Origin of the sequence: Streptomyces sp. NBC_00083 (assembly GCF_026343295.1) — a bacterium.
Taxonomy (GTDB): Bacteria; Actinomycetota; Actinomycetes; order Streptomycetales; family Streptomycetaceae; genus Streptomyces.
Genome location: NZ_JAPELY010000002.1, coordinates 1,542,292 through 1,568,889, shown reverse-complemented (window position 1 = coordinate 1,568,889; position 26,598 = coordinate 1,542,292). Strand labels below are relative to the sequence as shown.

General features: G+C 66.8%; 14 protein-coding genes. 8 read left to right on the top strand and 6 right to left on the bottom strand.

Going from position 1 to position 26,598, the window contains the following annotated elements; translation table 11 throughout:
• Positions 1 to 3: 3 nt before the first annotated feature.
• From OOJ98_RS23295 to OOJ98_RS23280, 4 genes are all read right to left on the bottom strand, one after another.
• Positions 4 to 1,299: a lysine N(6)-hydroxylase/L-ornithine N(5)-oxygenase family protein gene (locus OOJ98_RS23295; protein ID WP_267056873.1), complete on the bottom strand. Its 1,296-nt coding sequence runs from the start codon at positions 1,297 to 1,299 to the stop codon at positions 4 to 6.
• Positions 1,292 to 2,554 (bottom strand): acyl-CoA dehydrogenase family protein, encoded by a 1,263-nt coding sequence (locus OOJ98_RS23290; RefSeq protein WP_267056872.1) that lies wholly within the window; start codon positions 2,552 to 2,554, stop codon positions 1,292 to 1,294. The genes OOJ98_RS23295 and OOJ98_RS23290 overlap by 8 nt, the downstream gene beginning before the upstream one ends.
• Before the next feature lie 333 nt (positions 2,555 to 2,887).
• On the bottom strand, positions 2,888 to 3,790 hold the full coding sequence (locus OOJ98_RS23285; protein ID WP_323177922.1) for a 3-oxoacyl-ACP synthase: 903 nt from the start codon (positions 3,788 to 3,790) through the stop codon (positions 2,888 to 2,890).
• 128 nt (positions 3,791 to 3,918) lie between these two features.
• Complete coding sequence (locus OOJ98_RS23280) at positions 3,919 to 4,374, bottom strand: acyl carrier protein (RefSeq protein WP_267056871.1); 456 nt, start codon at positions 4,372 to 4,374, stop codon at positions 3,919 to 3,921.
• Between the two features lie 1,040 nt (positions 4,375 to 5,414).
• On the opposite strand from OOJ98_RS23280, the gene OOJ98_RS23275 reads away from it, so the two are divergent.
• Positions 5,415 to 5,702, top strand: a complete 288-nt coding sequence (locus OOJ98_RS23275) for a hypothetical protein (RefSeq protein ID WP_267056870.1) — start codon at positions 5,415 to 5,417, stop codon at positions 5,700 to 5,702.
• On the top strand, positions 5,699 to 6,097 hold the full coding sequence (locus tag OOJ98_RS23270) for a PIN domain-containing protein (protein ID WP_267056869.1): 399 nt from the start codon (positions 5,699 to 5,701) through the stop codon (positions 6,095 to 6,097). The genes OOJ98_RS23275 and OOJ98_RS23270 overlap by 4 nt, the downstream gene beginning before the upstream one ends.
• 319 nt (positions 6,098 to 6,416) lie before the next feature.
• Here OOJ98_RS23270 and OOJ98_RS23265 read toward each other — a convergent pair whose 3' ends face one another.
• The gene (locus OOJ98_RS23265; RefSeq protein ID WP_267056868.1) at positions 6,417 to 6,959 is read right to left on the bottom strand and encodes a hypothetical protein; all 543 of its coding nucleotides are present in this window, start codon (positions 6,957 to 6,959) and stop codon (positions 6,417 to 6,419) included.
• Between the two features lie 31 nt (positions 6,960 to 6,990).
• The gene (locus tag OOJ98_RS23260) at positions 6,991 to 7,962 is read right to left on the bottom strand and encodes a hypothetical protein (RefSeq protein ID WP_267056867.1); all 972 of its coding nucleotides are present in this window, start codon (positions 7,960 to 7,962) and stop codon (positions 6,991 to 6,993) included.
• A gap of 298 nt (positions 7,963 to 8,260) precedes the next feature.
• Here OOJ98_RS23260 and pglW point away from each other — a divergent pair, with 298 nt between their 5' ends.
• The 6 genes from pglW (at position 8,261) to OOJ98_RS23230 (ending at position 26,530) form a co-directional block, all read left to right on the top strand.
• Entirely contained in the window at positions 8,261 to 12,697 is a 4,437-nt protein-coding gene (pglW, locus tag OOJ98_RS23255; RefSeq protein ID WP_267056866.1) for a BREX system serine/threonine kinase PglW, read from the top strand.
• A complete protein-coding gene (gene pglX / locus OOJ98_RS23250; protein WP_267056865.1) occupies positions 12,694 to 16,413 on the top strand; it encodes a BREX-2 system adenine-specific DNA-methyltransferase PglX in 3,720 nt (1,239 codons plus the stop codon). The genes pglW and pglX overlap by 4 nt, the downstream gene beginning before the upstream one ends.
• Before the next feature lie 247 nt (positions 16,414 to 16,660).
• The gene (locus tag OOJ98_RS23245) at positions 16,661 to 20,305 is read left to right on the top strand and encodes a PglY protein (protein WP_267056864.1); all 3,645 of its coding nucleotides are present in this window, start codon (positions 16,661 to 16,663) and stop codon (positions 20,303 to 20,305) included.
• Positions 20,305 to 23,076, top strand: a complete 2,772-nt coding sequence (pglZ, locus tag OOJ98_RS23240) for a BREX-2 system phosphatase PglZ (protein ID WP_267056863.1) — start codon at positions 20,305 to 20,307, stop codon at positions 23,074 to 23,076. The genes OOJ98_RS23245 and pglZ overlap by 1 nt, the downstream gene beginning before the upstream one ends.
• Positions 23,073 to 24,401, top strand: a complete 1,329-nt coding sequence (gene brxD / locus OOJ98_RS23235) for a BREX system ATP-binding protein BrxD (protein WP_267056862.1) — start codon at positions 23,073 to 23,075, stop codon at positions 24,399 to 24,401. Before pglZ ends, brxD begins: the two co-directional genes overlap by 4 nt.
• The gene (locus OOJ98_RS23230) at positions 24,398 to 26,530 is read left to right on the top strand and encodes a DEAD/DEAH box helicase (RefSeq protein ID WP_267056861.1); all 2,133 of its coding nucleotides are present in this window, start codon (positions 24,398 to 24,400) and stop codon (positions 26,528 to 26,530) included. Before brxD ends, OOJ98_RS23230 begins: the two co-directional genes overlap by 4 nt.
• Positions 26,531 to 26,598 lie beyond the last annotated feature (68 nt).

Here is a 26,598-nt window from a genome sequence, read left to right as displayed (position 1 = left end):
GGCTCAGCCCACCCTCTCGTCCGGGCTGAGCTTCGCCGACCATTCGATGAACGAAGGAACCGGATCGTCACTGCGCACACAGCGGACGCGGTCGATGATCCGCTGGCTCCGCCAGGCGAGCAGGCTGAGGTTCTTGTCCGCAAGCCCGCGCTGTCCCAGAGCAGCGTTCTGGAGGAAGATACTGCGGTTCGCGGGACCGTCCCACCGCACGGCATAGTCACTGTCGATCCGGTACTCGTCGCCCTCGCGCTCCAGCCGGTCCGCGAGCGGCGCGAGGAAGTCGGGCGCGGTGCTGCGGAACCCGGTCGCCCACACCACCACGTCGGCGTCGACCTGCCCGAGAACCGTCGGATGGTTGCTGTTGTGCAGCTTCAACGACCACGTACTGCCGGAGCCGGAGACCGCGGTCACGTTCCGGTTCGGGTACAGGGAGACCAGGTCGGTGTTGCCGTGGATGAACCGCTCGGCGTAGATGCGCTGGTAGATCTCGCGGAGCGTGCTCTCCGAAATGCCGTCGCTGGTCAGGACGTGCTCCCGGTTGAGCGATTCGCGCGTCCCCTGGTCCAGCCTGGCGAAGTAGTCCGAATAGCCGGGCATGTAGAAGTCGTTGGTGAAGGGCGAGTCGTCTATGGGCGAGAAGTTGTGGCGGCGCGACACCCAGGAGATACGGCGCGGCCGCTCGGCGGGCGGACGCGAGATGAGATCGAGGAACGCCTCGGCGCCCGACTGTCCGCCGCCGACGACGCAGACTCTCTTCCCCACCAAGTCTCTGCTGCGGGGCATGAATTCACTGACGTGGAACTGCGTCGGGCCGAGATGGTCACGGGCCACCGCCGGCACCCAGGCGCGGCTGCCGATGCCGATGGACACATTGTTCGCCGTAACCGTACGCCGGTTGGTGCGCAGAACGAATACGCCGTCGAAGTCGACGGATTCGACTTCCTCACCGAACACCACGTTCGGATTGCGCCTGCTCGCCCACTCCAGGTAGTTGCGGAACTCCTGCCGCGGCACCGCACCGAACTGGGCGTTGATGAAATGGTAGATCCGCCCCTTTTCCTTCAGGTACGACAGGAATGAAAAGGAACTGGTCGGGTCCGAAAGACTCACCAGATCCTTGAAGACGGAGACTTGGAGGGTCGCGTCGGGGATCTGCTGGCCATCGTGCCAACTGAATACTTCACGTTTTTCAAGGAAGATGTTCGGCAGCCCCGGAGAACCGTGCAACAAGGACGCGAGACTCAGGTTCGCAGGGCCGACGCCTATTCCGGCACACTCGTAGTGCTGTTCGTCACTCATGGCTCTCCCCGTCTACGCATCGGATGTCCACTCGACTGGGCGGGACGTCGGATGCCACTCGGGACCGGCCCGCGTGCGGTCGCCGTCCCAGGGCGTCCGCGATGATGAGCTTCTGGACCTCGGAGGCTCCCTCGTAGATACGCAGGGATCTGACCTGCCGGTACAGACGTTCGGGGACGCTGTCGGCCACCAGTCCCGCTGCCCCGTGGAGCTGGACGGCGGCGTCGACGATCTCCTGCGCGGCCTCGGTGGCGGCCACCTTGGCGATACTCGAATGCTTCGCGCAGCCGGGGTTCTCGTGGTCGAACTCCCACGCGGCCCGCGCGACCAGGAGCGCGGACGCGTTCAGCTTGATCTCCATGTCGGCAAGCGCCCCTTTCACCAGCTGAAGGTCGAGCAGCCTGCCGCCGTGGATCCGCCGTTCACGGGCCCGCTGGACCGCCGAGTCGCGGGCGCGCCGCGCGAACCCCACCGCGGCCGCCCCCACCGTCATCCGGAAGCGTTCCAGCAGGTCCGTAGCGACCACGAAGCCGTGTCCGGGGCGTCCGAGGACACTCGATTCGGGGACCAGGCAGTCGTCGAAGGCCAGGTGTCCGAAGGAGCGCGGAGCGACCAGCGGCACCTCCTCCAGCACCCGGACGCCGGGCGTGTGCGCCGGTACCAGGAACGCGGTGAGCCCCAGCGCACCGGGTCCCTCTCCCGTCCGCGCGATCACGCAGTGCACATCCGCGATGCCGGCGTGCGCGATCCAGGCCTTCCGGCCGTTCAGCAGATAGCCGCCGGACACGCGGTCGGCCGTCAGACCGACTGCCGAGATGTCGGAGCCGGCCTCCTCCTCGGAGATCGCGAACGATCCCGCCACTTCGCCGGACGCCATGCGCGGCAGGTACTCCCCCTGCTGCGCACTGCTCCCCCATCGGAGGATCGGGGTCGCCGACAGCGCTTGGATGGAGAAGGCGAAGTCCGCCAGGTCGTCCGCGTAGGCGAGGATTTCCCTGGCCAGACAGACAGAACGCAGGCCACCCGCATCGGGCCGGTTCGCGGGGTCGAGGAATCCCAGCCATCCGGCGGAGCCGAGCGCGCTCAGGATCTCCCGGCCGGCCTTCTCCGGCGTCCGCTCCAAAGGACGCGACCACAAGTCGGCGTGGGCGACGCACCATTCGGCGAGTTCCACGGCCGTCGTGCGGTGCTGCTCCTCGTAGAACGGCAGCGCCAGGAATTCCTCATCGAGACCACTGAACAGCGCGTAATTCATGTCGCCCTTTCAGATCCGCAGGTCAGTATCGGTCGAGACGGCCGCGAGCCCGGCAGCAACGTGATCCGGAATTTACGCGAACGAGGCACGGCCCCGCCAGATCAGCCGCCCTGTCGCGGCACCCCGCCAATATCGGTGCGGGCGACGGGACTCATCCCATCAGGAAAGGCGACGGTCGTGAACGCGCGGGCCACGAAAGACGGTGCCATCGTGAATATCCGGGCGCGCCGGGTCACTTCATCCCGGTCTCGGCCGCCGACTTGCGGCGGCGGACCGGCCGACGCTTGTCTCGCCAGCGAGACAAAGCCCTCGCCGACCGTGCCGGTTCGGATGCTAACGCGGCTGCTTGCGCAGCAGAATCCCGTACCGTACGCCCGGAACCGAGGCGGCCAGGAGATAGCTCCCCCGATCGCGAAGTCGGCCGGCCGCAGCGAGATCGGCCAGATTGATGACCGGGTCGGCGGCGAAGCAATGGCCCACTCGCGCGATGTTGTCCGTGAACAATTGCGCGGCGGAAAATCCCGCCTGAAGCTCCTTCATGACAATGATGGCTTCGAAGACATTGGTGTGCATGAGAATGTCGACCTGGTCGATTCCCATGGATGCCCCGTGGGGCGCCCGTCGGGACGCGTGCTTCATCAGGTGCGTGTTGACCCGGCGGGAGAGTTCCGGGCTGATCTGGTTCGACCAGTCCAGGTCCTTCGTCTCGTGCGCCGCGGCACTGGCGACGATCTCGTACTCTCCGTCGGTGTCCGACACCAGCGCTCCGGCCGCGCCATCGCTGAACAGGGCGAACTTGGCGAGACGTTCCGCCTCGGCGGTGACGCGGTCGGTGGTGACGACCAGGACCCGCCGATGGGTTCCGGCCGCCACGAAGGCCTCGGCGACGCGCAGTCCCGCCAGGAGGTTCGTGCATCGGTCGAGCGTCACGCCGAGGAAGTCGGCGTCATGCAGGCCCAGCCCCTCGGAGATGGTCCGCACGAAACCGCCGTGGCTGTCCGGCCCCCCGGGGAAGCTGGTGCAGCACAGCACCAGCGCGTCGACGGACGAGGGGTCGACGCCGGCGGCGCGGAGGGTCGCCCGGCCCGCCTCGACCGCCAGCTCCTCCAACGACTTGTGGGTCCGGTGCACTTGGCCCCAGCCCCACACCTGCGGGGCATACGGCAACCCCAGTTCACCGGCGCGCTCCTTCAGGTCCGGAAGGTCGCCGTAGTGCGACGCGATCTCCCCCAGCACGTACCGCGGTCCACTCAGGAAGACAGAGGAGGAACTCATCAAGGCTCCACAACAGGAAGTGTGCAGGGGTCGGCCGGGCTCGCGCCGGCCGGCACGGTCGGTGGACGGCCCCGTCGGGGAGGCCGGGTTCAGTCCGCGGGCGTCGTGTGGGCACCGGGTCCGAGTTCCGCCATCAGGCGCGCCATTCCCGCGTCGTCCAGGCCGTCGAGGGCGGCGAGGAGGTTTGCGGCCGCCTCCGGAGAGGCGTCGTCGAGGTCCGCCTCCGCGGGGCCGCCGGTCACCGGCCCGGCAGCGGTGACCGACCCGCCCTCCGCCAGGACCCGCGCCGCCAAGCCGTCCGGGGTGAGCTCCAGCAGGTCGCCGGCCGGAATGTCCACACCGAGGTCGGCGCGCAGCCGGGCCCACAGCTCGATGGCCGCGAGCGAGTCGAATCCGAGCGAGACGAGCGGGACGTCGTGGCTGAAGGGGCCGGTCAGTCGGGCCCGGACCAGCCCGTCGAGACAGCCGCGCACGGCCTGGGGGTCGCTGTCGCCCGCGCTGTTGCCGTCACCCGCGCCGTCGCCGTCGTCCTTGCCGATCGTCACTTGCCCGCCGCCTCTCTGCCATGGCGCATCGGCCATCTCCCTGATGCTCGAACTGAGTTCGCCAGGACTCTCCTGCGCAAACGATCCGGCCCGCGGTGTCCGGCCGGCGGCGTCGGCCACCCGGCCTCCATCACGCCCCCTCGGCGCGGCAGTCGTGTGCCACGTCGCCGCGGCACAGGACTGCCCTCGCAGGCCTCCTCATGCTGTGCGTGTCTCGCCGGCGAGACAACACCGCGCGAACCAACCTGGCCCGCTCGCCATGCGGTGGCCCGCGAGCGCGGCGGCTGCCGCATCATGGCCACAAAGGCGTTGAACGCGAGCGGCGGTAACGCGCCCGCTGGATCGCGGAGTTCAAGGAGCCGTGACCTCTTGCCCCTCCGGCCGCGCATCAGGTGCCGAGCAGCGACAGCCGGGCGAGGACGCGGCGCAAGAGGCAAGGGCGGCCGGGCACGAGCCTGCCGCGGTCGGAGCGCACACCGCAAAGCGGCACTCTCGACGGGGAGTGACGTCGCACTTACCGTAAGCGGGGAGGACGCGGGCCTGTGCCGGCCGGCCTCGGAGGGCGGGAAGCGACGCAAGGAGCGCTCTCGGACCGGCGTCGGCGATTTCGGTGCGACCTGTAGGCAGGCACAGCCGCACGGGCGGAAGGAAGCTGCGATCCGCCGAGCGGTGGAGACCCCTCTCGTCGAAGCGGCAGCGGTGGCGGGGCTTGAGGCGGGCCTACCCGCCGAGGCCGCCGTCGCCGCGCACCGCGCACGCTCGAAGCCGCAGGTCAGTCGTCCTTCTTCACCGGCTCAAGGATCGCCACGCACTCCACGTGGTGCGTCATCGAAATGATGTGAATCAAAAACATGTGCCAGAAAACCGCAGGTCAGCAGGAATGCGGGGGCGCGACTGGCTCGGGGTCATGTGCATTACGGGCGCTACGTGCGATCTCTTGACGCACGCCCCAACCCAGCATGCGCAGCCCTCATGAGCGCCGGAGAGGACACGGAGGCAAAGGCCTCGCCATATAGCATTTGAAATGCTATACTTGCCCCATGGCTGACGAAGACACCGATTTCTCTCCTGGCGACGGCCCCAGCAGCGGCATCTCCGTCTCCCTCAGTACCGGCACCCTGCAGGCGATCCGCGAACGGGTAGGTAAACGGGGCGTGTCCGCGTATTTGGAGAGGGCCGCGCAGCGGCAGATCGAGCGCGACAATCTGGACGAGCTGATCGCCGACTTCGACGAGGCCAACGGCCCGGCCGATCCGGAGGCCGTGGCCGCCAAGCGGGCGAAGCTCACCGGGACCGCCCCCTCGTCCGGTGCCGGGGCAGCCGCGTGAGTGGCGCCCTCATCCTGGACAGCGAGGGCCTGGCCAAGGCCGTTCAGCGCGACCGCGAGGTCCACGAGTGGCTCACGGCCGCCCGCGACGCGGACTTACCCGTCATCACCTCCGCCGCGGTGCTCGTCGAAGTGATCCACCCGAAGATCAACGACGCCGCACTGAAATGGACGCTGTCCCGGCTGCGAGTCGAACCGGTCACCCAGGCCATCGCCCAGTCAGCCGCCACCCTGCTGCGTACGGCAGGACTGCACGGCCACAAGTACGCCATCGACGCCATGCTCTGCGCCACAGCCCTCGCCCAAGCCGGCCATGTCACCATCCTGACCTCAGACGTCGAAGACATCGCCATGCTCACCGCCGACTACGCCCGGATCGCAGCCGAGAAGGTCTGACGCCGCCACTTCAGGCCGGGCCTCCTCATCCACGCCTGGACGGACACGACGTTGCAGCGAGCGGCAAGAACTTGGAGTGCCCTCGGGTGCACCAAGCACTCGACGAGGCCCCTCGGGCCGCCACCGCTTACTTTGACGCACTCGGCGCCATACCGGCCGCGGCCAAGGCCGTCCTGCACATACTCTCCGCGCCGTCCGACCGCAGGACGGTGCCTGCTCACATCTGACGCAAGTGCTGACAAGCCACAGTGAGCCATCGGCGATCCTGCTCCATACGCCACACCCCGGGGCCAGGTCGGCAGCTGCCCCCGGGTCCTGATCACGCCCCCGGCTGCCGCACCGGCGCCGGAGGCGGCAGCGCCGGATCCTGGGTGTCACCAAGATCAAGGTCATTGCCGATGATGATCTTGCCGAACAACCAAATCAACCGCACCGCGCGCGCCACCCCGAGGGCTGCCGCGCCCTCGGCCAGCCAGTGCACTCCCCCCGGATCGTGCTGTGTGGTGTCGAGGACGACAGCGAGCAGGCACAGCCCGGAGATCACCAGTGTCGCGCTGAGAATGCTCATCCAATTCCGTCGGAATTCCGGCCCCTGTTGAGGGTGCGTACGCAATACCCGCATACGGGGGCCTGTCGCCGCGGCGTACAGGGTCACAGCCGCAGTGATGAAGCTGCCGACGATCGCGACGACGGTCGCCGTCGTCGTGTAGACCACGATCCTCTGCTCTCTGCCGGGCCATCCCAGCACATCGCCCGCGCCCGTGATCCGTACAGCCATCATGTGCAGGCCGACCACCACACCTGCGATCACCAAGTCCACCGCCGGTCGACCCACCCAGCGTCGCCACAGCCAATTCAGCACGTCGCCCCCAACCTCAGCCCTGAAATGCTGCTCAGGCTAGCGACCGATACTGACATGCTTCCTGCAGTGCCTGCTCGTGCGTTCGGGCTGCTGCAAAGATTTCGTCGACGGCGTACCGCAGATCGACCGACCGACCGTCGGTGAAAGCGAGCGGGACATCGCACTGGGCCGTGATGCGGTGGGCGAGGAAGTCGAGCGGCTCGTACTCAAGGGACTGACGGTGCGGGTCCCGGACCGCGACCCTGCCGGTCACGGACCGGATCACTCCGGACTCGTCCACCCATTCGTCCAGATCTGGCATGAACTGGAGTACGTCAGTGCGCAGTTCGGTCGCGGCCCGATTCCTGCGCATCGCGGAGAGCCTGCTGCCACGCTGGGGCACCTTCAGCGAGAGCGTGATGGAGGTGTCGGGATGCCGTTGCCCAAAACTCCGCAGTGAATCAGCAAGGCCGCCGTGGGCGCTCAAGGCACTGACAGTATCCGCCGGAGCCCCCTCCAACTGCACAGTGAACTCAGTGACCGCCTCAATGCGGTTGAGCTTCTCTCGAGCGCGCGCGTGGATGACCGGCTTGAGCACCACCTCGCCCCACGGCAGACCAACGCCATTCAGCCACTTGGTGATGGCACTCACCCGCGGCGCCGAGAAGCCGCCGGGCAGCACCCCGATGATGTTGGCGTACGGAAGGAAGCAGATCGTCGTCACATGGACGACATCCTTACCTGCCGCGACCTGAAGCGCCTCGATCGTTCCGTTGCTCCGATCCAGCTGGTGCGGCACCTCACCGGTAATCTTCGCGAGTTGCAAATGATCAACAGAGATAGCTGAGTCAATCACCCCGACCAGCTGATCCTCCGCACTGCGGACCACGCGCTCGTACGACTCCGAGGCCGCGACCCGGTCGAGGAAGCTCCGCCAGTCCTGGTGATCCATGCGCGGCTGACCACGCTTGGCCTCAACGACCTCGAAGAAGAAGACTGTTCGCTTGCGTACTGTCCGGGCCACGCCCGCCTCCCCCGCCCTCAGGCTCCCGCGTTCTTACATGATCGTAAGTGGATTCGCAGTGGCATGCGGCACAGAGTTCACAGAATGGCTTGATAGCAACGACCGCCTTCCCTTTCCCCCCACGGCTCTCGTCGGAATTCTCCCCGGCCTCCTCCAACACCGCCCCCCACCTGGCAAGATGTCCGGATCAGCAGTCTGACGATAACAACAAGTCGCGATCCGCCCCATACCGTCAACACCGACACGGACCACGTTGGCGACGGGCGAGTCCGGTAGCGGAAAGGTGCGGTGAACGGCGGTGGCGGCAGCAGGAGGTCGGGCGACCCCCAAACCCGGCCAGCACCAGCCGAAGCGCTGGTACCAGACCCGGCCGTCCCCCTTCCCTTGGGAGCAGGCTGCCCTCGACCACATCAAGCAGCGGATGCCGGCCACGGCTCCGCACTACGCCTGGGCAACGTTCTCCTTCACTGCCATGAGCGGCCGCATCAACGAGTGTGACCTGTTCATCGCCACACCCCGTGGTCTCTATCTGGTCGAGTTGAAGGGGCATCCCGGCCGCGTCGTCAACAGCGGGGACACCTGGAGCTTCCACGCGCCCGACGGCCGGGTCCGTACGATCCGCAACCCCCTGCACCTCACCGATCTCAAGTCCAAAGAACTGAAATCGCGCCTCCAGGAAGCGGCCCGCGAGCTCTATCCCAGTGTGCGTGTTCCCCGGATCGACCCGATTGTGTTCCTCTCCGACCCGCTGCTCCACAGTGAGTTGGACACGGTGCAGCGCACTCATGTGTACGGACGTGACGGCGCCCAGAGCGGCCTCCCGGGCATCTGGGACGACTTCCTCAGCCTGCCGCCGGAGCGAGAGAGCTGGCGGATCAAGGAAGACGTCTTCGCACGGCACCTGCCTGAGTTGATGAAGAAGATCGGGGTGCGGGCATCCACCGCCCATCTCGACTTCGGCGACGGCTGGAGGCTCTCCTCCCGCCCCTTGGACGCGGGACCCACCTGGGAGGACCGGCTCGCCAAGCGCAAGGAGGTGATCCACGAGGAGGGCCGGGTTCGCGTCTATCTCGTGGAGCAGCAGGCGAGCGAGGAGAGACGTCGCTCTGCCACCCGCGCCGCCGAGCGCGAGTACCAGGTCCTCCAGGGCATTGCCCACCGCGGCATCTCCCAGGCCGTCGCCTTCCGCCAGCATCAGGGCGGCCCGGCAATCCTCTTCCGCCACCGGGAGAGCGACCTGCGACTGGACAACTACCTTGCTGTGCACGGCCCGAAGCTTTCCGAAGCCGTACGCCGCGACATGGTGCGCCAGCTCGCTGAGGCCGTCCGCTACGCCCACCGCCGCTCGCTCTACCACCGCGCACTCGCGGCCCGTTCGGTGTACGTCAGTGCCCGCGAGAACGGCAGCGACCCCGTCCTGCGCATCATCGACTGGCAGGCATCGGCCCGCGATTTCGACACCACCTCACTGCGCTCGCTCGGCGAGAGCTCCTTCACCGGAGAGCACATCGAGGACGCCGCCCAGTGCTACCTCGCGCCCGAGACCGACGCCGACTATCCGGACCCGGTGGATCTCGATGTCTTCGGTCTCGGAGCCGTGGCACACCACATCCTGACCGGAATGCCGCCTGCCGAGACCCGTACCGCCCTGAAGGCGCGACTCGCGGCCGACGGCGGACTGCACCTGTACGCAGTCAGCGACGCCATGGATGCCGGTCTCGACGAGCTGGTGTACGCCGCGACCCGCGCGTCAGTGGACGATCGCCTCGACTCCGCCAACGCCTTTCTCAGGCAGCTCGACGATGTCGAGCAGGCCAGCGCCGCACAGGCGGTCACCCTGGAGGCCGACCCGCTCACCGCCATCCCCGGCCAGGCTGTCGACGGGGACTGGACCGTCGAGCGGGTGCTCGGTTCGGGTGCGACAGCCCGGGCGCTGTACGTCACGCGTGTTACCGAGGACGAGCGCGGTCGCCGCGTTGAGGAGGAGCGGGTCCTCAAGGTCGCGTTGGACGCGGAGAAGAACGAGCGCCTCGCCTCGGAGGCGGCGGCCCTCCAGCAGATCAGTAGTGGCCGCATAGTCAAACTGCACGAAGGCCCGCGCGCAATCGGCGGCCGGACCGTCCTCGCCTTGGAGTACGCCGGTCCTGAGACGCTCGGCCAACGGCTGGCCGGCTACGGTCAGCTGGGCTACGAGGAATTGGCATCATTCGGCGAAGACCTGTTCACCGCCCTCGACGACCTTGCAGCCAGGGGCCTGCGTCACCGCGACCTCAAGCCCGACAACCTCGGGATCAAGGTCCGGGACGACGGTGGGCAGCAGTTGATGCTCTTCGACTTCTCCCTGGCCAATGTCTCCGACCGTGACATCAAGGCCGGCACGCGCGGCTATCTCGATCCCTTCCTCGGGGATGCCCGGCGCCCCATTTACGACGACTACGCGGAACGGTACGCCGCCGCGGTCGTTCTGCATGAGATGGCCGCCGCCGAGCGCCCCATGTGGGGCAACGGCACGGACGACCCTCAGACGGCTCTCAAGGACGACCTCCCCGTCCTCGCCACGGACGCCTTCGTGGCTGTCCTGAGGCCAGGACTCGAGAAGTTCTTCGAGCGGGCGCTGCACCGCGACGCGAACCGCCGGTTCGAGTCACTACGGCAGATGCGGGACGCTTGGCGATCCATATTTGTCGAGGCCGACCGCACTCAGCCGCCGCCTGCATCAGACCCGGTCTCGCTGCTGGGCGGCGCGGGCCGACACGAGGGCCTCTCCGACGACGAAATCCGAGACTTGTACTCGGAGAAGGCGAAGCTCGATACGACGTTGAGGGACGCGGGGCTGACCGAGCGGGCGGCTGCGGTGGCCGAGGAGCTGGGCGCGGTAACAGTCGGCGAGCTGCTGGACGTCCCCTCGCCTCGCTTCCGCGGCAAGCGCGGTATCGGCGCGGTGGTCAAGAAGGAGCTCAATCGCCGGCACCGTCAGTGGACGGCTGCGCTGCGTCCCAAGAAGCCCAAGGCCGCCCCTACTCCAGTACGGCCCGTGGTGCCTGTGGCGGCGGACGACAAGCTTGGTGCCGAGCACGAGGCCAGGCAGGACGTGGAGCACTTGACCGCGCTCCTCAACCCGGTGCCACCGGGCCGCAAAGACAACAAGCGGCCGCAGGTCGTCGCGGCCTGGCTCGGGCTCGACGGCAAGGCTGAGTTGGGCTCATGGCCCACCAACCGTCAGGTCGCGGAGACGGTGAAGGTCTCCGAGTTCACCGTCTCGAAGCACCTCAGCGCGGCGATCACAGAGTGGGCCGACTCGGGTTGGATGAATGTCCTGTGCGGTGAGTTGGTAGATGCCGTCCGGGACGCGGGCCGCGTGATGACCGCCAGGGAACTGTCCCGGGTGCTGGCCGCGAGCCACGGTTCCGAGAGCGAGTCCACGGAGGGCAGGGAGGCCGCCGCGCTCGCGGTCGTACGAGCCGCTGTCGCCGCCGAGACACTCCTCACCGGACGCGACGAGGACCATGAACCGCGGCTCGCACAGATGCGGCGGCGGGGCCGGCTGATCGTGGCCCTGGAGTCACTGGACGGCTCCGATGACCCGACGTCCGATGAACTCGCTGCCTACGCGATAGAGCTGGGCGAAGCGGCGGAGAAGATCGCCACCGCCGATCCCCTGCCGGACCGGTCCGGTGCACTCCGCGACCTGCGAGCAGTGCGCACTCCTGAAGGCATGGACCCGCTGCCGGACGCCCGACTGGTCACGCTGGCTGCGGCAACTTCGTTGGGTGCCGCCGCCTCCCCGCGGCTTGAGCTGTACCCACGCACGCTGGAGCTGTGGCGTGCCCTGCAGATCTCTCAAGCCGCGGCCGGTGTGCGGCGCGAGGTAGGCATCAGCTTGGAGGGGCTGCTCTCTCGTCTGCGCTCGCGCTTCCCCGAGATGGCAATGGGCAGGCCCACGTACGTCGAGGTCGAGGACGCGCTGAAGAAGGCCGGGTTCCCGCTGACGTACGAGACGGCCGAGGCGCGCTTCAAGCCTCCGGCGCTGGTGTCAGCGGCGGGCAGCAGCAGCTGGCCCACCTCGACAGGCACGGTAACCAAGGCCTCTCGCGCACTGGTGGCTGGCGTCGCCGGGGGGCGCGAGCCATCGGCGCTGCTCGCGGCGAAGCTCAACTCCGCGATACGGGAGGGCGGTTTCCTCGCCCTGAACGTGCACGTCAAGCGGTTGCGTAGCGAGGCCGGCTCAGTTGCGGAAGCGGTCACGGAGGCGTTCCCAGTGGTTCCGGTGAACTTGGCGCGGGTCTTCCTGGAGGAGTTCCGGGAGCTGGCGGGCGAGCACGGCACGGACTGGTCGAAGGTGCTGGGCGCGGACACCCGGTACACGAGAAGCAGTGAACTTCCGGGTGGACTGCGATCGTTCGTGGTTCGGGTGTGGCCGAGGGTCACGGCGCGACTGGAGGGGGCAGCCGCTCGGGAGCCCGGGGCGGTGTTGTTCGTTCACACCGCAGGCCTGCTCTCCCACTACTACGAGGCGGGCGGGCACGAGCTGCTGGTGGAGCTGCAGCGCGAGGCCCGCAAGCCGGGTGGGCGACCGCACGGGCTGTGGTTGCTTACGCCGTCACACAACCCGCAGGGGGGACCGCAGTTGGACGGGCGCACGGTGGAGGTAACCGGTGGCGACGCGGAACGCGTGGTACTGACCGAGGACTTCCTCAAGAACTTGGCTGCACATCGAGAGGGGTTGGCACTGTGAGCGCGCGCAGTGGTGGTCAGGACGGTCTGCTGAAGGACTTACGCAAGCAGGTCACGCTCCTGGAGGACGACCTGCGGGCGCGAAGCGAGTCGGTGGAGGAGTACCGGGACCGGCTCACAGACGAGTACACGCGGGCGTACGCGGCCGACCGTACGGCGGCAACATACGAGTCATGGCGCGATGAGCGGGTCACGCAGGTCGCGGCGGCGTGGGTCCTCGGTTGCGTCTTCGTACGGTTCTGCGAGGACAACGGGCTGATTGCGCGCGCGTGGCTGGCGGGTGTTGGTGATCGCCTGAAGGATGCGGAGGACCACGACGCGGCGTTCTTCGCGGCGAACCCGGAGAAGAACGACCGCGACTGGATCGTTGCGGCGTTCGACCACTTAGCCGGGACCAACCCGACGGTGGCGGGTCTCTTTGACCGCAGGCACAACCCTTTGTGGGAGATCTCCCCTTCGTATGAGGCGGCGACGGCGCTTCTGAAGTTCTGGCGGCGGGTTGATTCCGACGGTGAGCTCATCCACTCGTTCGTCGACGGCGACTTGGACACGCGTTTCCTCGGCGACCTGTACCAGGACCTGAGCGAGCACGCCCGGAAGACGTACGCGCTGCTGCAGACCCCGGTGTTCGTGGAGGAGTTCATCCTCGACCTGACGTTGGAGCCGGCGGTCGAGGAGTTCGGCCTGGAGCCGGTCGTCAAGATTCGTGAGCACGGAATTTACCGGGAACTCCCAGCGGGGTTGCGGACGATCGACCCGGCGTGCGGATCGGGCCACTTCCTGCTGGGGCTCTTCGAGCGGCTGTTGGCGAAGTGGCGGGACGAGGACAGGAGCGCGGACGACTGGACGCTGATCCGGCGATCCCTGAACGCGGTGCACGGGTGCGACAAGAACCCCTTCGCCGTTTCGATCGCCCGGTTCCGGCTTTTGATCGCTGCACTGAAGGCTGCGGGTGCGAGGCGGCTTGATACCGCTCCCGGGTTCCCGATCAACGTGGCGGTGGGCGATTCCCTGATCCACGGCCGCGGTGCGCCGAAGCGGGAAACGGAGGCCATGTTCTCTCTGTCGGGGGAGAGCCTGGAAACCTTCTTCTACCGACCCGAAGACATCGACGAGTACGCGGAGCGTTGTGACCTAATGACGCGCGACACGTACCACGTGGTCGTGGGAAATCCGCCGTACATCACGGTCAAGGACAAGCAGGAGAATCTCAACTACCGAGTGTACGAGTCCTGTTCGGGCAAGTACGCACTGTCCGTACCGTTCGCTGAGCGGCTGTTCCAGCTGGCGGTGCGAACGTCGGGTCCGAATCGAGATGCGGGGTACGTCGGGCAGATCACCGCGAACTCCTTCATGAAGCGGGAGTTCGGAAAGAAGCTGATCGAAGAATTCTTCCGGCTGAAGGTGCACCTGACGCATATTATTGATACGTCGGGTGCTTACATTCCTGGACATGGGACACCGACAGTGATTCTCGTGGGGCGGAATTACGTATCACGGCCCGATGAGCCAATTCGAGCGGTGCTGGGGGTGCGGGGCGAGCCGTCTCAACCCAAGGATGCCGCAGAAGGAGCCGTGTGGAAAGCGATCGTGGGCCAACTACACAGGCCGGGAAGCGAGTCCGAGTGGATTACCGTTACTGAGGCTGGGAGAGGCAACTTCTCTTCTTACCCTTGGAGCCTCTCCGGCGGTGGCGCTGGAGGTGTCGTAGCGGCTCTCGAAAGGATGCCCGCAACGCTGAGGCAAAGGGTCGACGGAACCATCGGCTTCCATGTTGTGCTGGGCGACGACGATGTATACGTGGCCAACGAAGTACCACCAACCTGGAAACGACTCAACGCTTCACATAAGTCGTTCACAACTGGTGACGGCGTGCGCGATTGGTGCGCATCCTCATCAGTTGCCTTGTGGCCATACAAGGACAAGGTAGCGGATAACTCGCTTCAAGATAATCAGTTGTTCTGGCCTCACAGAACAGGACTAAGAAACGGCTTGGCTTTCGGGAAGACCCGAGAGCAGCGCGGCATGTCGTGGCACGAGCACACAATGCTCTCTTGGCCCCGAACCGCTTCCCCGATGCTCATCGCCTTCGCCTGCGTGTCCACACACAACCATTTTTTTCTCAGCCAAGATCACCGGATACACAACCGTCACGCACCAGTGATCAAGCTGCCGGAAGGCAGTAGCGAGAATGAACACTTGGAATTGGTGGCGGTACTCAACTCGTCCGCCGCATGCTTCTGGCTCAAACAGGTATGCCATAACAAGGGCAACGAGGGCTACCAATCCGGTATCAAGACTGAGATGTGGGAGCGCTTTTACGAGTTCACCGGAACCAAGCTCCAGGATTTCCCCCTCCCTCTTCAGCTCCCCCTACCCCTCGGTCGTACCCTCGACACCCTCGCCCAGGAGCTCGCCACTCACCAGCCCTCCGCCGTCTGCACCACCGATGAGCCGCCCATCCGCACCCGCCTCGACGCCGCCCACGAGGCCTGGACCCGTACCCGCCAGCGCATGATCGCCCTCCAGGAGGAGCTGGACTGGGAGGTCTACCACTCCTACGGGCTGCTCACCGACGCCGAGAAGGCTCGCCTCACCGATTCCTCCCCCGCGCCCACGACCATCCCCCAAGTGAAGCTTGGGGAGCGGGCGTTCGAGATCGTGCTCGCGCGCAAGCAAGCCGCCGGCGAGATCGAGACCGCCTGGTTCGTCCGCCACGGCTCCACCCCCGTCACCGAGATCCCCGCCCACTGGCCCGACTGGTACCGGGACATCGTCCAGGCCCGTATCGACACCATCACATCCCGCCGCGACATCGCCCTCATCGAGCGCCCAGAGTGCAAGCGGCGCTGGGCCACCGAACCCTGGGAGAAGCGGGAGAAGGCCGCCCTTCGTACCTGGTTGCTCGACAAGTGCGAGGACAAGTCGCTCTGGTTCCACGTACTCAACGACTTCGAGCAACCCCGCACCCTCACCGTCGGCCAACTCGCCGACGAGCTCGAGAACCAACCAGACGCCAAGGCGATCCTCAACACCGCCTCCCTCTACGCCGCCCACCTCGGCAAGCCCAACCTCACCCTCGCCCAGGTCCTCCAGGACGTGATCGACGCCGAGCACGTCCCATACCTCGCCGCGTACCGCTACAAGGACACCGGCCTGCGCAAGCGCGCGCAGTGGGAGGACGTCTGGGAGCAGCAGCGCGAGGAGGACCGGTCCGGCGAGCGCCTCGACATCCCCGTACCGCCGAAGTACACCTCCGCGGACTTCCTGAAGCAGTCCTACTGGTCGAACCGCGGGAAGCTGGACGTGCCCAAGGAGCGGTTCATCTCCTACCCGGACGCGAGCCCCGGCTCCGATCCGACCCTGCTCCTCGGCTGGGCCGGCTGGGACCAGCGTGATCAGGCCACCGCTCTGCTGAATATCGTCAGCGAGCGCCGCAAGCAGCAGGACTGGTCCGGCGAGCAACTCGTGCCGCTGCTCGCCGGGATCAACGAACTGATGCCGTGGCTGCGGCAGTGGTTCGGCGAGGTGGACGACGAGTGGGGCGAGGAGTCCGCCGCCGAAGAGTTCCAGAGCTTCCTGGACGGCGAGTTGGCGCGCGAACAGTTCACCCCGGCAGCACTCACCGCATGGCGTCCGGCGAAGAAGACCCGGGCGCGCAAGGCAATAACGACGGCAAAGACAGCGAAGCAGAAGGCGGCGGAAGACGATGAGTAGCGGCAATGGCGACCTCTACCTCCGGGACGTACTCGACCTGCCCGAGTCCGTACTCGCCGGGTCGTTCAAGGTCGAGCTGTCCGGCGGCTTCGACGCGACCGCCGAGCGCGTACGTGAGTACGTGGTCACCCCGCAGCTGGAGCAGTCCCTCCGCAGGGCACTCAAGATCGTTGAGGCGTCCGTACGGGCGGGGTCGTCCGACGCCGCATACCTGCACGGATCGTTCGGCTCCGGTAAGAGCCACTTCATGACCGTGCTGCACGCGATCCTCTCCAAAGACCCGGCTGCCCGCACCAAACCGACGCTCCAGCCGATCATCGCGGACCATGACGCGTGGCTGCGGGACCGGAAGTTTCTGATGGTGCCGTTCCACCTGGTCGGAGCGACCGACCTCGATTCGGCGATCCTCGGTGGGTACGTCCGCACGGTCCAGCGCTTGCACTCGGACGCCCCCGTGCCGCCGGTCTACCGGGCGGACGCGATGTTCGAAGATGCCCGCCGCCAGCGGGAGTTCTTCTCCGATGACACGGAGTTCGTCCGCTGGCTCGGCAACCCCGCGCTGCCGAAGGACACCAACACCGCTCCGCAGGAGAGCGCCGATGACGAGGGCGACCTGGTCAACCTCGACGTCAAGGAGGCGCCGGAGGTCTGGTCCGCGGCGCTCCTCGACGAGGCCTTCGCCGCCGCCCCCGGCGAGACGGTCCGCAACTGGCTGGCGTCCGCACTGGTATCCGGTCCGTACTCCTCGTACTCACTGAGTGCGATCGGCGCGAAGAATGCCTTCCTGCCGCTTGAGAACGGTCTCGACATCATCAGCCAGCACGCCAAGTCCCTTGGCTATGACGGGCTGATTCTCTTCCTCGACGAGCTGATTCTCTGGCTCCAGGCGCATCTCCGGGAGCGGACCTTCGTCAATGACGAGGTGAACAAGCTCGTCAAGCTGATCGAGTCAGGTACGGGTGGCCGCGCCCTGCCGGTCATCTCGTTCATCTCCCGCCAGCGCGACCTCTCCGAGCTGATCGGCTCGGACGCGGTCGGCGCTGACGCCAAGAACCTGGAACAGCAGGTCAAGTACCTGGCGGGCCGCATCGACCCGATCAGCCTGGAAGACCGCAACCTCCCGGAGATCATCAAGGAGCGGGTCCTCAAGCCGAAGGACGACGCCGCCAAGGCCGCACTCGAAGCAGCCTTCGCCCGGGTCGAGACGTCCAACCAGTCGGTGCGGGACGTGCTGCTCGACGCCAACGGCGCCACCCATGCGGACTGGGCCGACTTCAAGGCGCTGTACCCGGTCTCGCCCGTCCTCCTCAACGTCCTGGTCGCGCTCTCCGGTGCGCTCCAGCGGGAGCGCACCGGTCTCAAGCTGCTCCAACAGATGCTCTACAAACGACGCGAGGACATGAAGGTCGGTGAGCTGATCCCGCTGGGTGACCTGTGGGACGTGCTGGCCGAGGGAATGGGCGAGGCGTTCACCGACCGGCTGCGCAGCGAATCCGACGCGGCAACTCGCTTCCACGGCAAGGTCAAGGACCACCTCCTCCAGAAGTACGGTTCGGCGGACGACGCCAAGTACAAGGCCGATGACCGCTTCATCAAGACGATGCTGCTCGCCTACCTCGCGCCCGAGGTGCCTGCTCTCACCCGCCTCACGGGGCCGCGCCTCGCTGCCCTGAACCACGGATCGATCCGCTCCCGCACCGGGCAGGAGGACCGGATCGTGGTCAAGCGGATGCAGGAACTCCAGGCGGAGTTCCCCGGTGAGTTGCGCAGTGACGGCAACGACGCGGACCCGGTCTTCACGCTGCATCTGTCCGATCTGGACGTGGAGCCGATCCTGGACAGCGTCGGCGAGAAGGACACGCACGGCGCCCGCAAGCGGTGGGTGCAGGAATGGCTGTGGCGAGAGCTGGGCGTCGTCGACAATGGTGGCTTCGTCGCCGATCGCGAGATCGTCTGGCACGGCACGCGGCGCATGGCCGAGTTCGTCTTCGAGAACGTGAGCGATACCCAGATCCTGCCCGACGCACAGTTCGAGCCGTCCTCCCCGGACCGGATCCGGTTCGTCATCGACTACCCCTTCGACGAGAACGAAGACGGCCGGCCCAGCGCAGACGAGAATCGAGTCTTCCGCCTGCAGCGAGAGAAGCCCGACGCGGCGACCATCGTCTGGCTGCCATCCTTCCTCTCCGCCCAGCGAGGCACCCAGCTCGGCCGACTCCTGAAGATCAATTACCTGCTCGGTAGGGACCGATTGAAGGACTTCGCGACCCACCTGTCGTCCGACGACCAGGTGCGGGTCAGGCATCAGTTGGAGGCACAGCGCGAGACACTCGTCTCGCAGTTGGGCCAGGTATTGCACCAGGCGTACGGAATCGCCAAGGCCAACGAGACCGACCTCGGCGCCCAGGTGACCGAGGGCAAACACGTCCACTCGTTGTATGCCGGACACACTCCGCAGCTCCAGGGGGGCGGCGTCTTCGAGTACAACCTGCTGAAGCTCGCCGACGGGTTGCTGGACACTCTGTATCCCAAGCACCCGAACTTCGACCGTCAGGAAAGTCGCAAACCGGTCACTGCCGCAAAGTTCAAGAAGGCATATGGCTGGATCGCCAAGGCCATGGACGATGGCTCACGCCGGGTCGTGGTCGACAGCGGTGACATCACGGACGTGGCGCGGATCGTGCACGCGCTACAGCTGGGTGAAGTGCACGACGGACCACTGAACGTCTCCACCGACTGGCGCCGCCACATCGACCAGCAGGCAGGCAAGCGCGGCGCCAAGGGCGACTTCTCGGTCGAGGACATCCGCGTCTGGATCGCCGAGCTCGGCTGGACGGGCCTCGACAAGCTCGTCTCAAACCTGGTGATCGCCACGTACGCACTGCTCTCGGACCGCTCCTGGATCTACAACGGGCAGGCGGAAGAGGCCCCCGCGCTGGATCAGATCGGACCCGGCTGGGCACTGCGGGCCCAGGAGCGACCCAGCGAGGAAGAGTTCACGGCGGCACATACCCGGGCCGCGGCGCTATTCGGCACGAGTGTCTCGCGGATGCTGTTCGCCCGGAACGTCAACGCACTCGCCACGGACGTTCACGCGAAAGCGGCGGAGCGCGAGGCGGCTGTCAACGGGTTGCGGCGGGCGCTGACCCGATTCAGAACCGCCCTCGGTATCAGTGGCGAGGCCCTCAGCGCACGCGAGCAGTCGGTGCGCGACGCGGCCGATCTGCTGGCTCGGATCAAGCAGCACTCGCAGCCGACTCCGCTTGCCCGTGACCTTGCCGTGGCTACGTACGCGAGCACTGATGTCGTGCTGGCCAAGACCATGTCCTCGGCTCAGCGCGTGCTGGATGCTCTGGAGAGCACCGACTGGGACCTCATCGAGAGTCTTCGGCAGTACACAGAGCGCGGGGATGATCTCGCTGACCGGTCAAGGCTTTTGCTCGACGAAATCGCGGAGACAGCGGCGGCCGCCGAGTTCGACACCGAGCTCGCCCCGGTGCTGCGTAGTGCGCGCAGTCAGGCCGTGTCGATGATCAACGAGGCAGCGCGCCGCAGCGTCGTGGCGCCCGTCGCGCCCACGCCGCCCCCGCCCGAGGAACCGGTGGTGGTTTTTCCCCCTGCCGATACGGACGACGAGAACGTCGAGCGCTTCGAACAGCCGACGCCGACGCCCAGTACCCCGGTCGCTCCGGTTGCCCCTCGCCGTCCGCGTCGGGTCTCAGCGGAGTCTTCGACTGCGCTGGAGACCGCGCTCAGTGAGGCCCTTAACGCGATACAGGGCGAGATCCGCGACTACGTGGCCGCACACCCCGGCGTCGAGATCGAAATCCAGTGGCGGGTACCCCACGCCGACCAGGGTGATGACGTACAGGCACACGGCGGCGAGGGCTGATGGGAACCACGGCACCCGAACTCGACCAGCGGGTCATCACCGGACTTCTGACCACACGGCTGGCCCATACCAAGGGTCGACGACTGGTGCTGGTGCACGGTAAGTACGTGGTGGACGGGCCACAGGAGTTCACCGTGCCGGTCGGCGAAGGTGAACGCCGCAAGGTCCGGGTCGTACACACCACTTCGGCGCTCGGCATCACCGACGCCTGGCAGGCTCATCTGGGTACCGAGGCTTCGGACCTGCTGGTGGTCACCACCGATGTGTCCGGTGATCGGATCAGTCTCGACCTGGTGGGCGAGATGGTGCGCTCGCAGATCATCGCCGTCGACGAGGCCGACATCGTCAAGCAGCTCTTCGGCGCAGCCGACCTCGATCCTCGTATGCGGCGAGACCCATGGCTCTGGTTGCCCAGCGCACTGATCACCGCTGAGCCGGACGGCGGCTGGCCTCAGCGTGGGGCCGTGCTCACCCTGGACGCGGCGATGCGCGCCCTCGTCGGAGTGCGGCTCGGGCTCGAGGGTGTCTTCGAGGGCGAGGCGTCGGTGGATGTCGATGCGCTGCTGGCTTGGTCCCGCACGCCTGGTGGGCCACAGCGTTTCGCGGCGTTGCCGGAAGCCGAACAGCAGGGCATCGCCGACTGGCTGGCGCAGAACGCGGGCGAGGCTGCCCCAGTGCTCCTGCGACTCGCACTCAGCGGCCGCGGAACTGAGGCCACCGCGCTGGGTGTGCTGGCCTCGGTCATGAACGGGGACGCCGCGTCGGCCGATGCAGCCGTCGCTCTGGGCTCCGTCTTCGGCATGGGTTCACGCCCGTCCGAACTGCGCGCCTACGCAAGGGCAGTGGAGGGCACGCTCACCCGATGGATCGGTGAGGCGACGGGGCGGGGGGCGCAGAGCGAGGAAGCACGGCAGCGGGTTCTCGGTGTACTGCGCCAGGCCGATCAACTGGCCGCGGAGGCCCACCTCTCTGCTGCGCTCGCCGACAATCCCTTTCTGCCCTCAGGGTTCCAGGCACGGCTGCGTCGGCTGGCCGAGGCACTGGCCGGGGTACCCCAGGCAGCACAGACCGCTTGGGAACACGTACAAGAGCATCACCTTGCCACTCTCTATGCGAAGCGGATCGAGCTGGCGCGCATGGCCGTACGGCTGAAGCACTGGCTGGACGCGCCGGAGCCGGCGGTGTCGTCGGTCGACCAGGCTGTGCACGCGCATGTCGCCGACTGGGGCTGGGTGGACCGGGCAATGGCACAGCTGTGGGTGGGAGACGCCGACGCCGAGCCCGTTCTGGTTCATGCGTACCGCACTGTGCACGACGCGGCGCGGCGGCAACGGGCGACGCTCGACGAAGCCTTCGCGGCCGAGCTCGGACCGTGGGCGCAACATGCCAGTACGGCGCAGTCCGGTGGGACCTTGCTCATCGAGGATGTGCTGGAGAAGATCGCCGTGAAGCTGGCGGCGAAGCGACCGCCGCTGGTCCTCGTATTGGACGGGATGAGCAGCGGGGTCGCGGCGCAGCTCGGCGAAGAGTTGACCGGTGCGGGCCGGTGGAACGAACTGTCCCGCGACGGGCGGAGGCCGGCTGCGGTCGCCATGATCCCGTCGGTGACCGCCGTCAGCCGGACCACTTTGCTGTGCGGACGCCCAGTATCGGGCGGGCAGAGTGTGGAGAAGGAAGGGTTCGTCGACTTCTGGAAGCAGCACGGGCGTGCGGCCGCTCTCTTCCACAAGAGTGAGATCGCCGGTCCTGCGGGACAGTTGCTCGACCAGCGGCTGGTCGAGGCCATCGCATCGGATGCCGTGGTCGGTGTCGTGCTGAACACCATCGACGACAGCCTGGACCACGGGCAGCAGAGCTCACTGGCCGACTGGTCGGTGAAGCGAGTGAAGTACCTCACCGAACTGCTCAACTCGGCCCGGGGGCAAGGGCGTCCAGTGGTACTGGTATCCGATCACGGACACGTGCTGGACCGGACGAGCTCCGACGCAGGACCAGTGATCACCGAGGGAGTGGAGTCGGCCCGCTGGCGTACAGGGACGGCTGCCGGTGAGGGAGAAATCGCGCTGACGGGCCCCCGCGTGCTGGAAAATGGCGGTCGGGTCATTGCTCCTTGGTCGGAAGAGATCCGCTACACCCCGCGTAAGGCCGGATACCACGGCGGTGCCTCACTCGCCGAGATGACGGTGCCAGTACTGGTCCTGACACCGTCGATCGACATTGCGCCCGACGGATGGGCCGAACTACCGCGAGAGTCGGTCCAGCCACCATGGTGGGAAGCGCAAGACGCCCCGGCACCGCCCAAAACCCAAACCGCCACGAAGCCGGCGAGGAAGTCCCCACCCGTCAAGCCGAAGGCACGGCCACAGGAGGGTGAGCTTTTCGCTGACGATGCGGTCGAAACGCCCCCGACCAGGCCCGTACCCATCGAGCCGCTGACCCCGGTCACGCTCGGCCGTCAGGTCGTGGACACCAAGCTCTACGAGCATCAGGGGAAGTTCGTGCGCAGAGTCCCCGACCGCAAGGTGGTGGCCGCCGTCATCGACGCACTCGACGCATCGGGCGGCACGCTCTCACTCGCAGCAGTCTCTGGGGCCGCCGTCGCTTCGGGGGGCCGCACCAACACCCGCCCGGAGGGCTTCGTCACTGTGCTGACCCGGCTGCTGAACATCGAGGGCTACGAAGTCATCAGCCTGATCGACTCCCGGACCCGGGTCCGGCTCAACCGCGACACACTGTGCGAGCAGTTCGAACTGCCCAGGGAAAAAACATGAGCGGCGCATCTGTCAGCGCGGCCCGCCGCCGCGAGGTCATCGACGCGCTGCGGCGCGGGACCGTACCGCAGTCAGGTCTCGACCTCTTCGCTGTCGGGCTGGATCGTTTCGCGCCCACGCTGGACGAGCGGATCACTACGATCGCAACGGGCAGTGCGGCCTTCCATGCCATTCGCGGCGAGTACGGGTCCGGCAAGACCTTCTTCGCCCGCTGGCTCGCCGAACGGGCGAAGCGGGCAGGGCTCGCCACAGCCGAGATCCAGATCTCGGAGACCGAGACGCCACTGCACAAGCTGGAAACCGTCTACCGACGGCTCACCGAGCGGCTGACCACAGCGACCGAACCTGCCAGCGCCTTGCGCTCGGTGATCGATGGCTGGTTCTACACCCTCGAAGAAGAGGTGACCGAGGCGCAACCCGAACTCACGGAAAACAGTGAGGCGTTGGAGTCCGCGGTCGAAGCGCTGCTGGAGGACCGGCTCCGTGGTGTCGCCCAGACCACTCCCGCCTTCTCCGCCGCCCTGCGTGGCTATCGCAAAGCCACACTGGACGGGGACGCGGCCACCGCTGAAGCCGTCATTGCCTGGCTGGGCGGCCAGAAGTCGGTCGCCGCCTCCGCGCGCCGAACTGCGGGAGTGCGTGGAGACCTCGACCACTTCGCGGCACTGGGCTTCCTTCAGGGGCTGCTCACCGTCCTGAAGGACTGCGGGCATCCTGGACTCCTGCTGGTCCTCGATGAGATTGAGACCTTGCAACGGGTGCGGGGAGACGTGCGTGAGAAGGGGCTCAACGCCCTGCGACAGCTCCTTGATGAAATCGATGCGGGCCGATTTCCCGGGCTCTTCCTGGTCATCACCGGTACACCAGCCTTCTACGACGGACAGCAGGGAGTTCAACGTCTGCCTCCGCTGGCCCAGCGGCTGGCAACCGACTTCTCCACCGATCCGCGCTTCGACTCACCACGGGCAGTGCAACTGCGACTTACCGGCTTCGATCTCCAGCGGCTGGGCGAACTGGGTCGCGCCGTACGCGACTTGTACGCGGGGTCGGCTCGGAATCCTGAGCGCATCGCTGCCCTTGTCGACGACACCTACGTGGCGGAGCTGGCCACTGCCACAACGGGAAGGCTCGGCGGGCGTGTCGGCATCGCACCGAGGATCTTCCTGCGCAAACTCGTCGCAGACGTATTGGATCGGGTCGACGAGTTTGACGATTTCAACCCGCGCAAGCACTACGCGCTAACCGTCAGCAGAGACGAGCTGAGCGCAGTCGAGCGCAACGCCGCGGTGGACAGCGCCGACGAGATCGAGTTGGAGCTTCCGTGACAGGTGCACCCGAACCGCTGGACCGGCTGCACCCCGGGGTCGTCCACCACATCGTCAACACCCTGGGGTGGCCTGGTCTTCGCCCGCTCCAAGAAGAGGCAATCGAACCGCTGCTGGACGGGGCGGATGCAGTACTCCTCGCACCGACGGCGGGAGGCAAGACCGAAGCGGCGTCCTTCCCTTTGCTGTCCAGGATGGCTGCGGAGAACTGGACAGGGACCTCAGTCCTCTACGTATGCCCGCTCAAGGCGCTGCTCAACAACCTCCTACCCCGTCTGGAAACGTACGCCTCGTGGCTGGGCCGGACCGCGGCGCTGTGGCACGGGGATGTCACGCAGCCACGACGCAAGCGGATCCTGCGGGATCGTCCGGACATCCTGCTGACTACGCCAGAATCGCTGGAAGCGATGCTGGTCAGCGCCAATGTCGACCATCGGGCCTTCTTCTCCGGGCTGCGGACCATCGTCGTCGATGAGGTGCATGCCTTCGCCGGTGACGACCGGGGCTGGCATCTGCTGGCCGTGCTCGAGCGACTCGAACGAGTCGTCGGTCAGCCAGTACAGCGGGTCGGCCTCTCCGCGACAGTGGGCAATCCCGAACAGCTGCTCAGCTGGCTGCAGGGCTCGGGGCGCGACAAACGCGCGGCTTACGTTGTTGCCCCGCATCTGCGCGAGGAGAATCCAGTCCTGCCGCCTCCCGGGGAAATCCAGCTCGACTACGTGGGATCTCTGGAGAATGCGGCGACGGTGATCTCCTCGCTGCATCGCGGGGAGAAGAGGCTGGTGTTTTGCGAGTCGCGTCGGCAGGTCGAGATGCTCGGCGAGAGCCTGCGGGCCAAAGGTGTGACCGCGTTCCTCTCGCATGCGTCTCTCTCAACGGATGAGCGGAGGCGGGCTGAAGAGGCATTCGCCAATGCACGAGACTGTGTGATCGTCTCCACCAGCACACTGGAACTCGGCATCGATGTAGGCGACTTGGACCGCTTCATCCAGATTGACGCACCGAGCACCGTAGCCTCCTTCCTCCAGCGGCTCGGTCGGACCGGCCGGCGCGCAGGTTCCATTCGTAATTGCCTTTTCCTTGCCACCAACGAGGACGGTCTGCTCGGCGCAGCAGCCCTGCTTCTGCTGTGGTCACGTGGCTGGGTCGAACCGGTGGTAGCCCCACCGGAACCCCGGCACATCGTCGCCCAACAGGTGCTAGCTCTCTGCCTGCAGGAACACCGGGTCGGAGACCGGCTCTGGCAGGAGTGGTGGGGCGGGCTCGGCCCCTTCGGTCGCTCCGCCGAACCCATCGTGCGCCATCTGATCGACGAAGGGTTCCTGGAGCGGGACGGCGGAATGCTGTTCATCGGCCCTGAGGCCGAACGCCGCTTCGGGTACCGGCACTTCATGGACCTCACCGCCGTCTTCACTGCCGCACCGGAGTTCACTGTGCTGGCGGGCCGCAGCGAGATCGGCACCACCAACCCGACACTGCTGACGGAGGAAGTTGCCGGACCGAGGCGGCTACTCCTCGCCGGACGGAGCTGGCAGGTGACATACATCGACTGGTCCCGGAGGCGGTGCTTCGTCGAGCCGGTCGAGGGTGGTGGCAAGGCGCGGTGGGGCGGGGTCGGTTCCGGCCGTTCCGCCTCGTACGAGCTGACCCGCTCCGCCCGGGAGGTCCTGCTCGGCGCCGATCCACCGGTCGCATTGACCCGTCGGGCTGAAGCCGCCCTCGCTCAGGCTCGCGACAGCGGTGCGGAATCGGTGCATCCTGCCGGAACAGTTGTTGTCCGAGGTGGTCGGGACACGAACGTGCGCTGGTGGACCTGGGCCGGCTATCGGGCCAACGTCACCCTGGCTGCAACGCTCTCGGACATTGCCGACCCTCTCCAGCGCCCTACAGACACGTACATCCGGCTCCGCGAAGACCTCACTCTGAGCGAGTGGAATCGGACCAAGGCCTCGGCAATCGGTCAGCTCTGCCTCCCCGCCGTGGACACTCGCGCTATCCATGGGCTCAAATTCAGTGCCGCGCTCCCTCAGCGGCTTGCAGAGGCCACACTCGCTGCGCGTCTCGCGGATCTCGATGGGGCATCAGCTGCGCTCAAAGAAGCCTCGCGGTTTGTGTCTGCGGGCGCTTGAGCGCCCTCCAGGGGCAGGCTCGGGTGGGGAGGAGTTCGAGGGCTTCGGCGTTAGGGAATACCTGGACG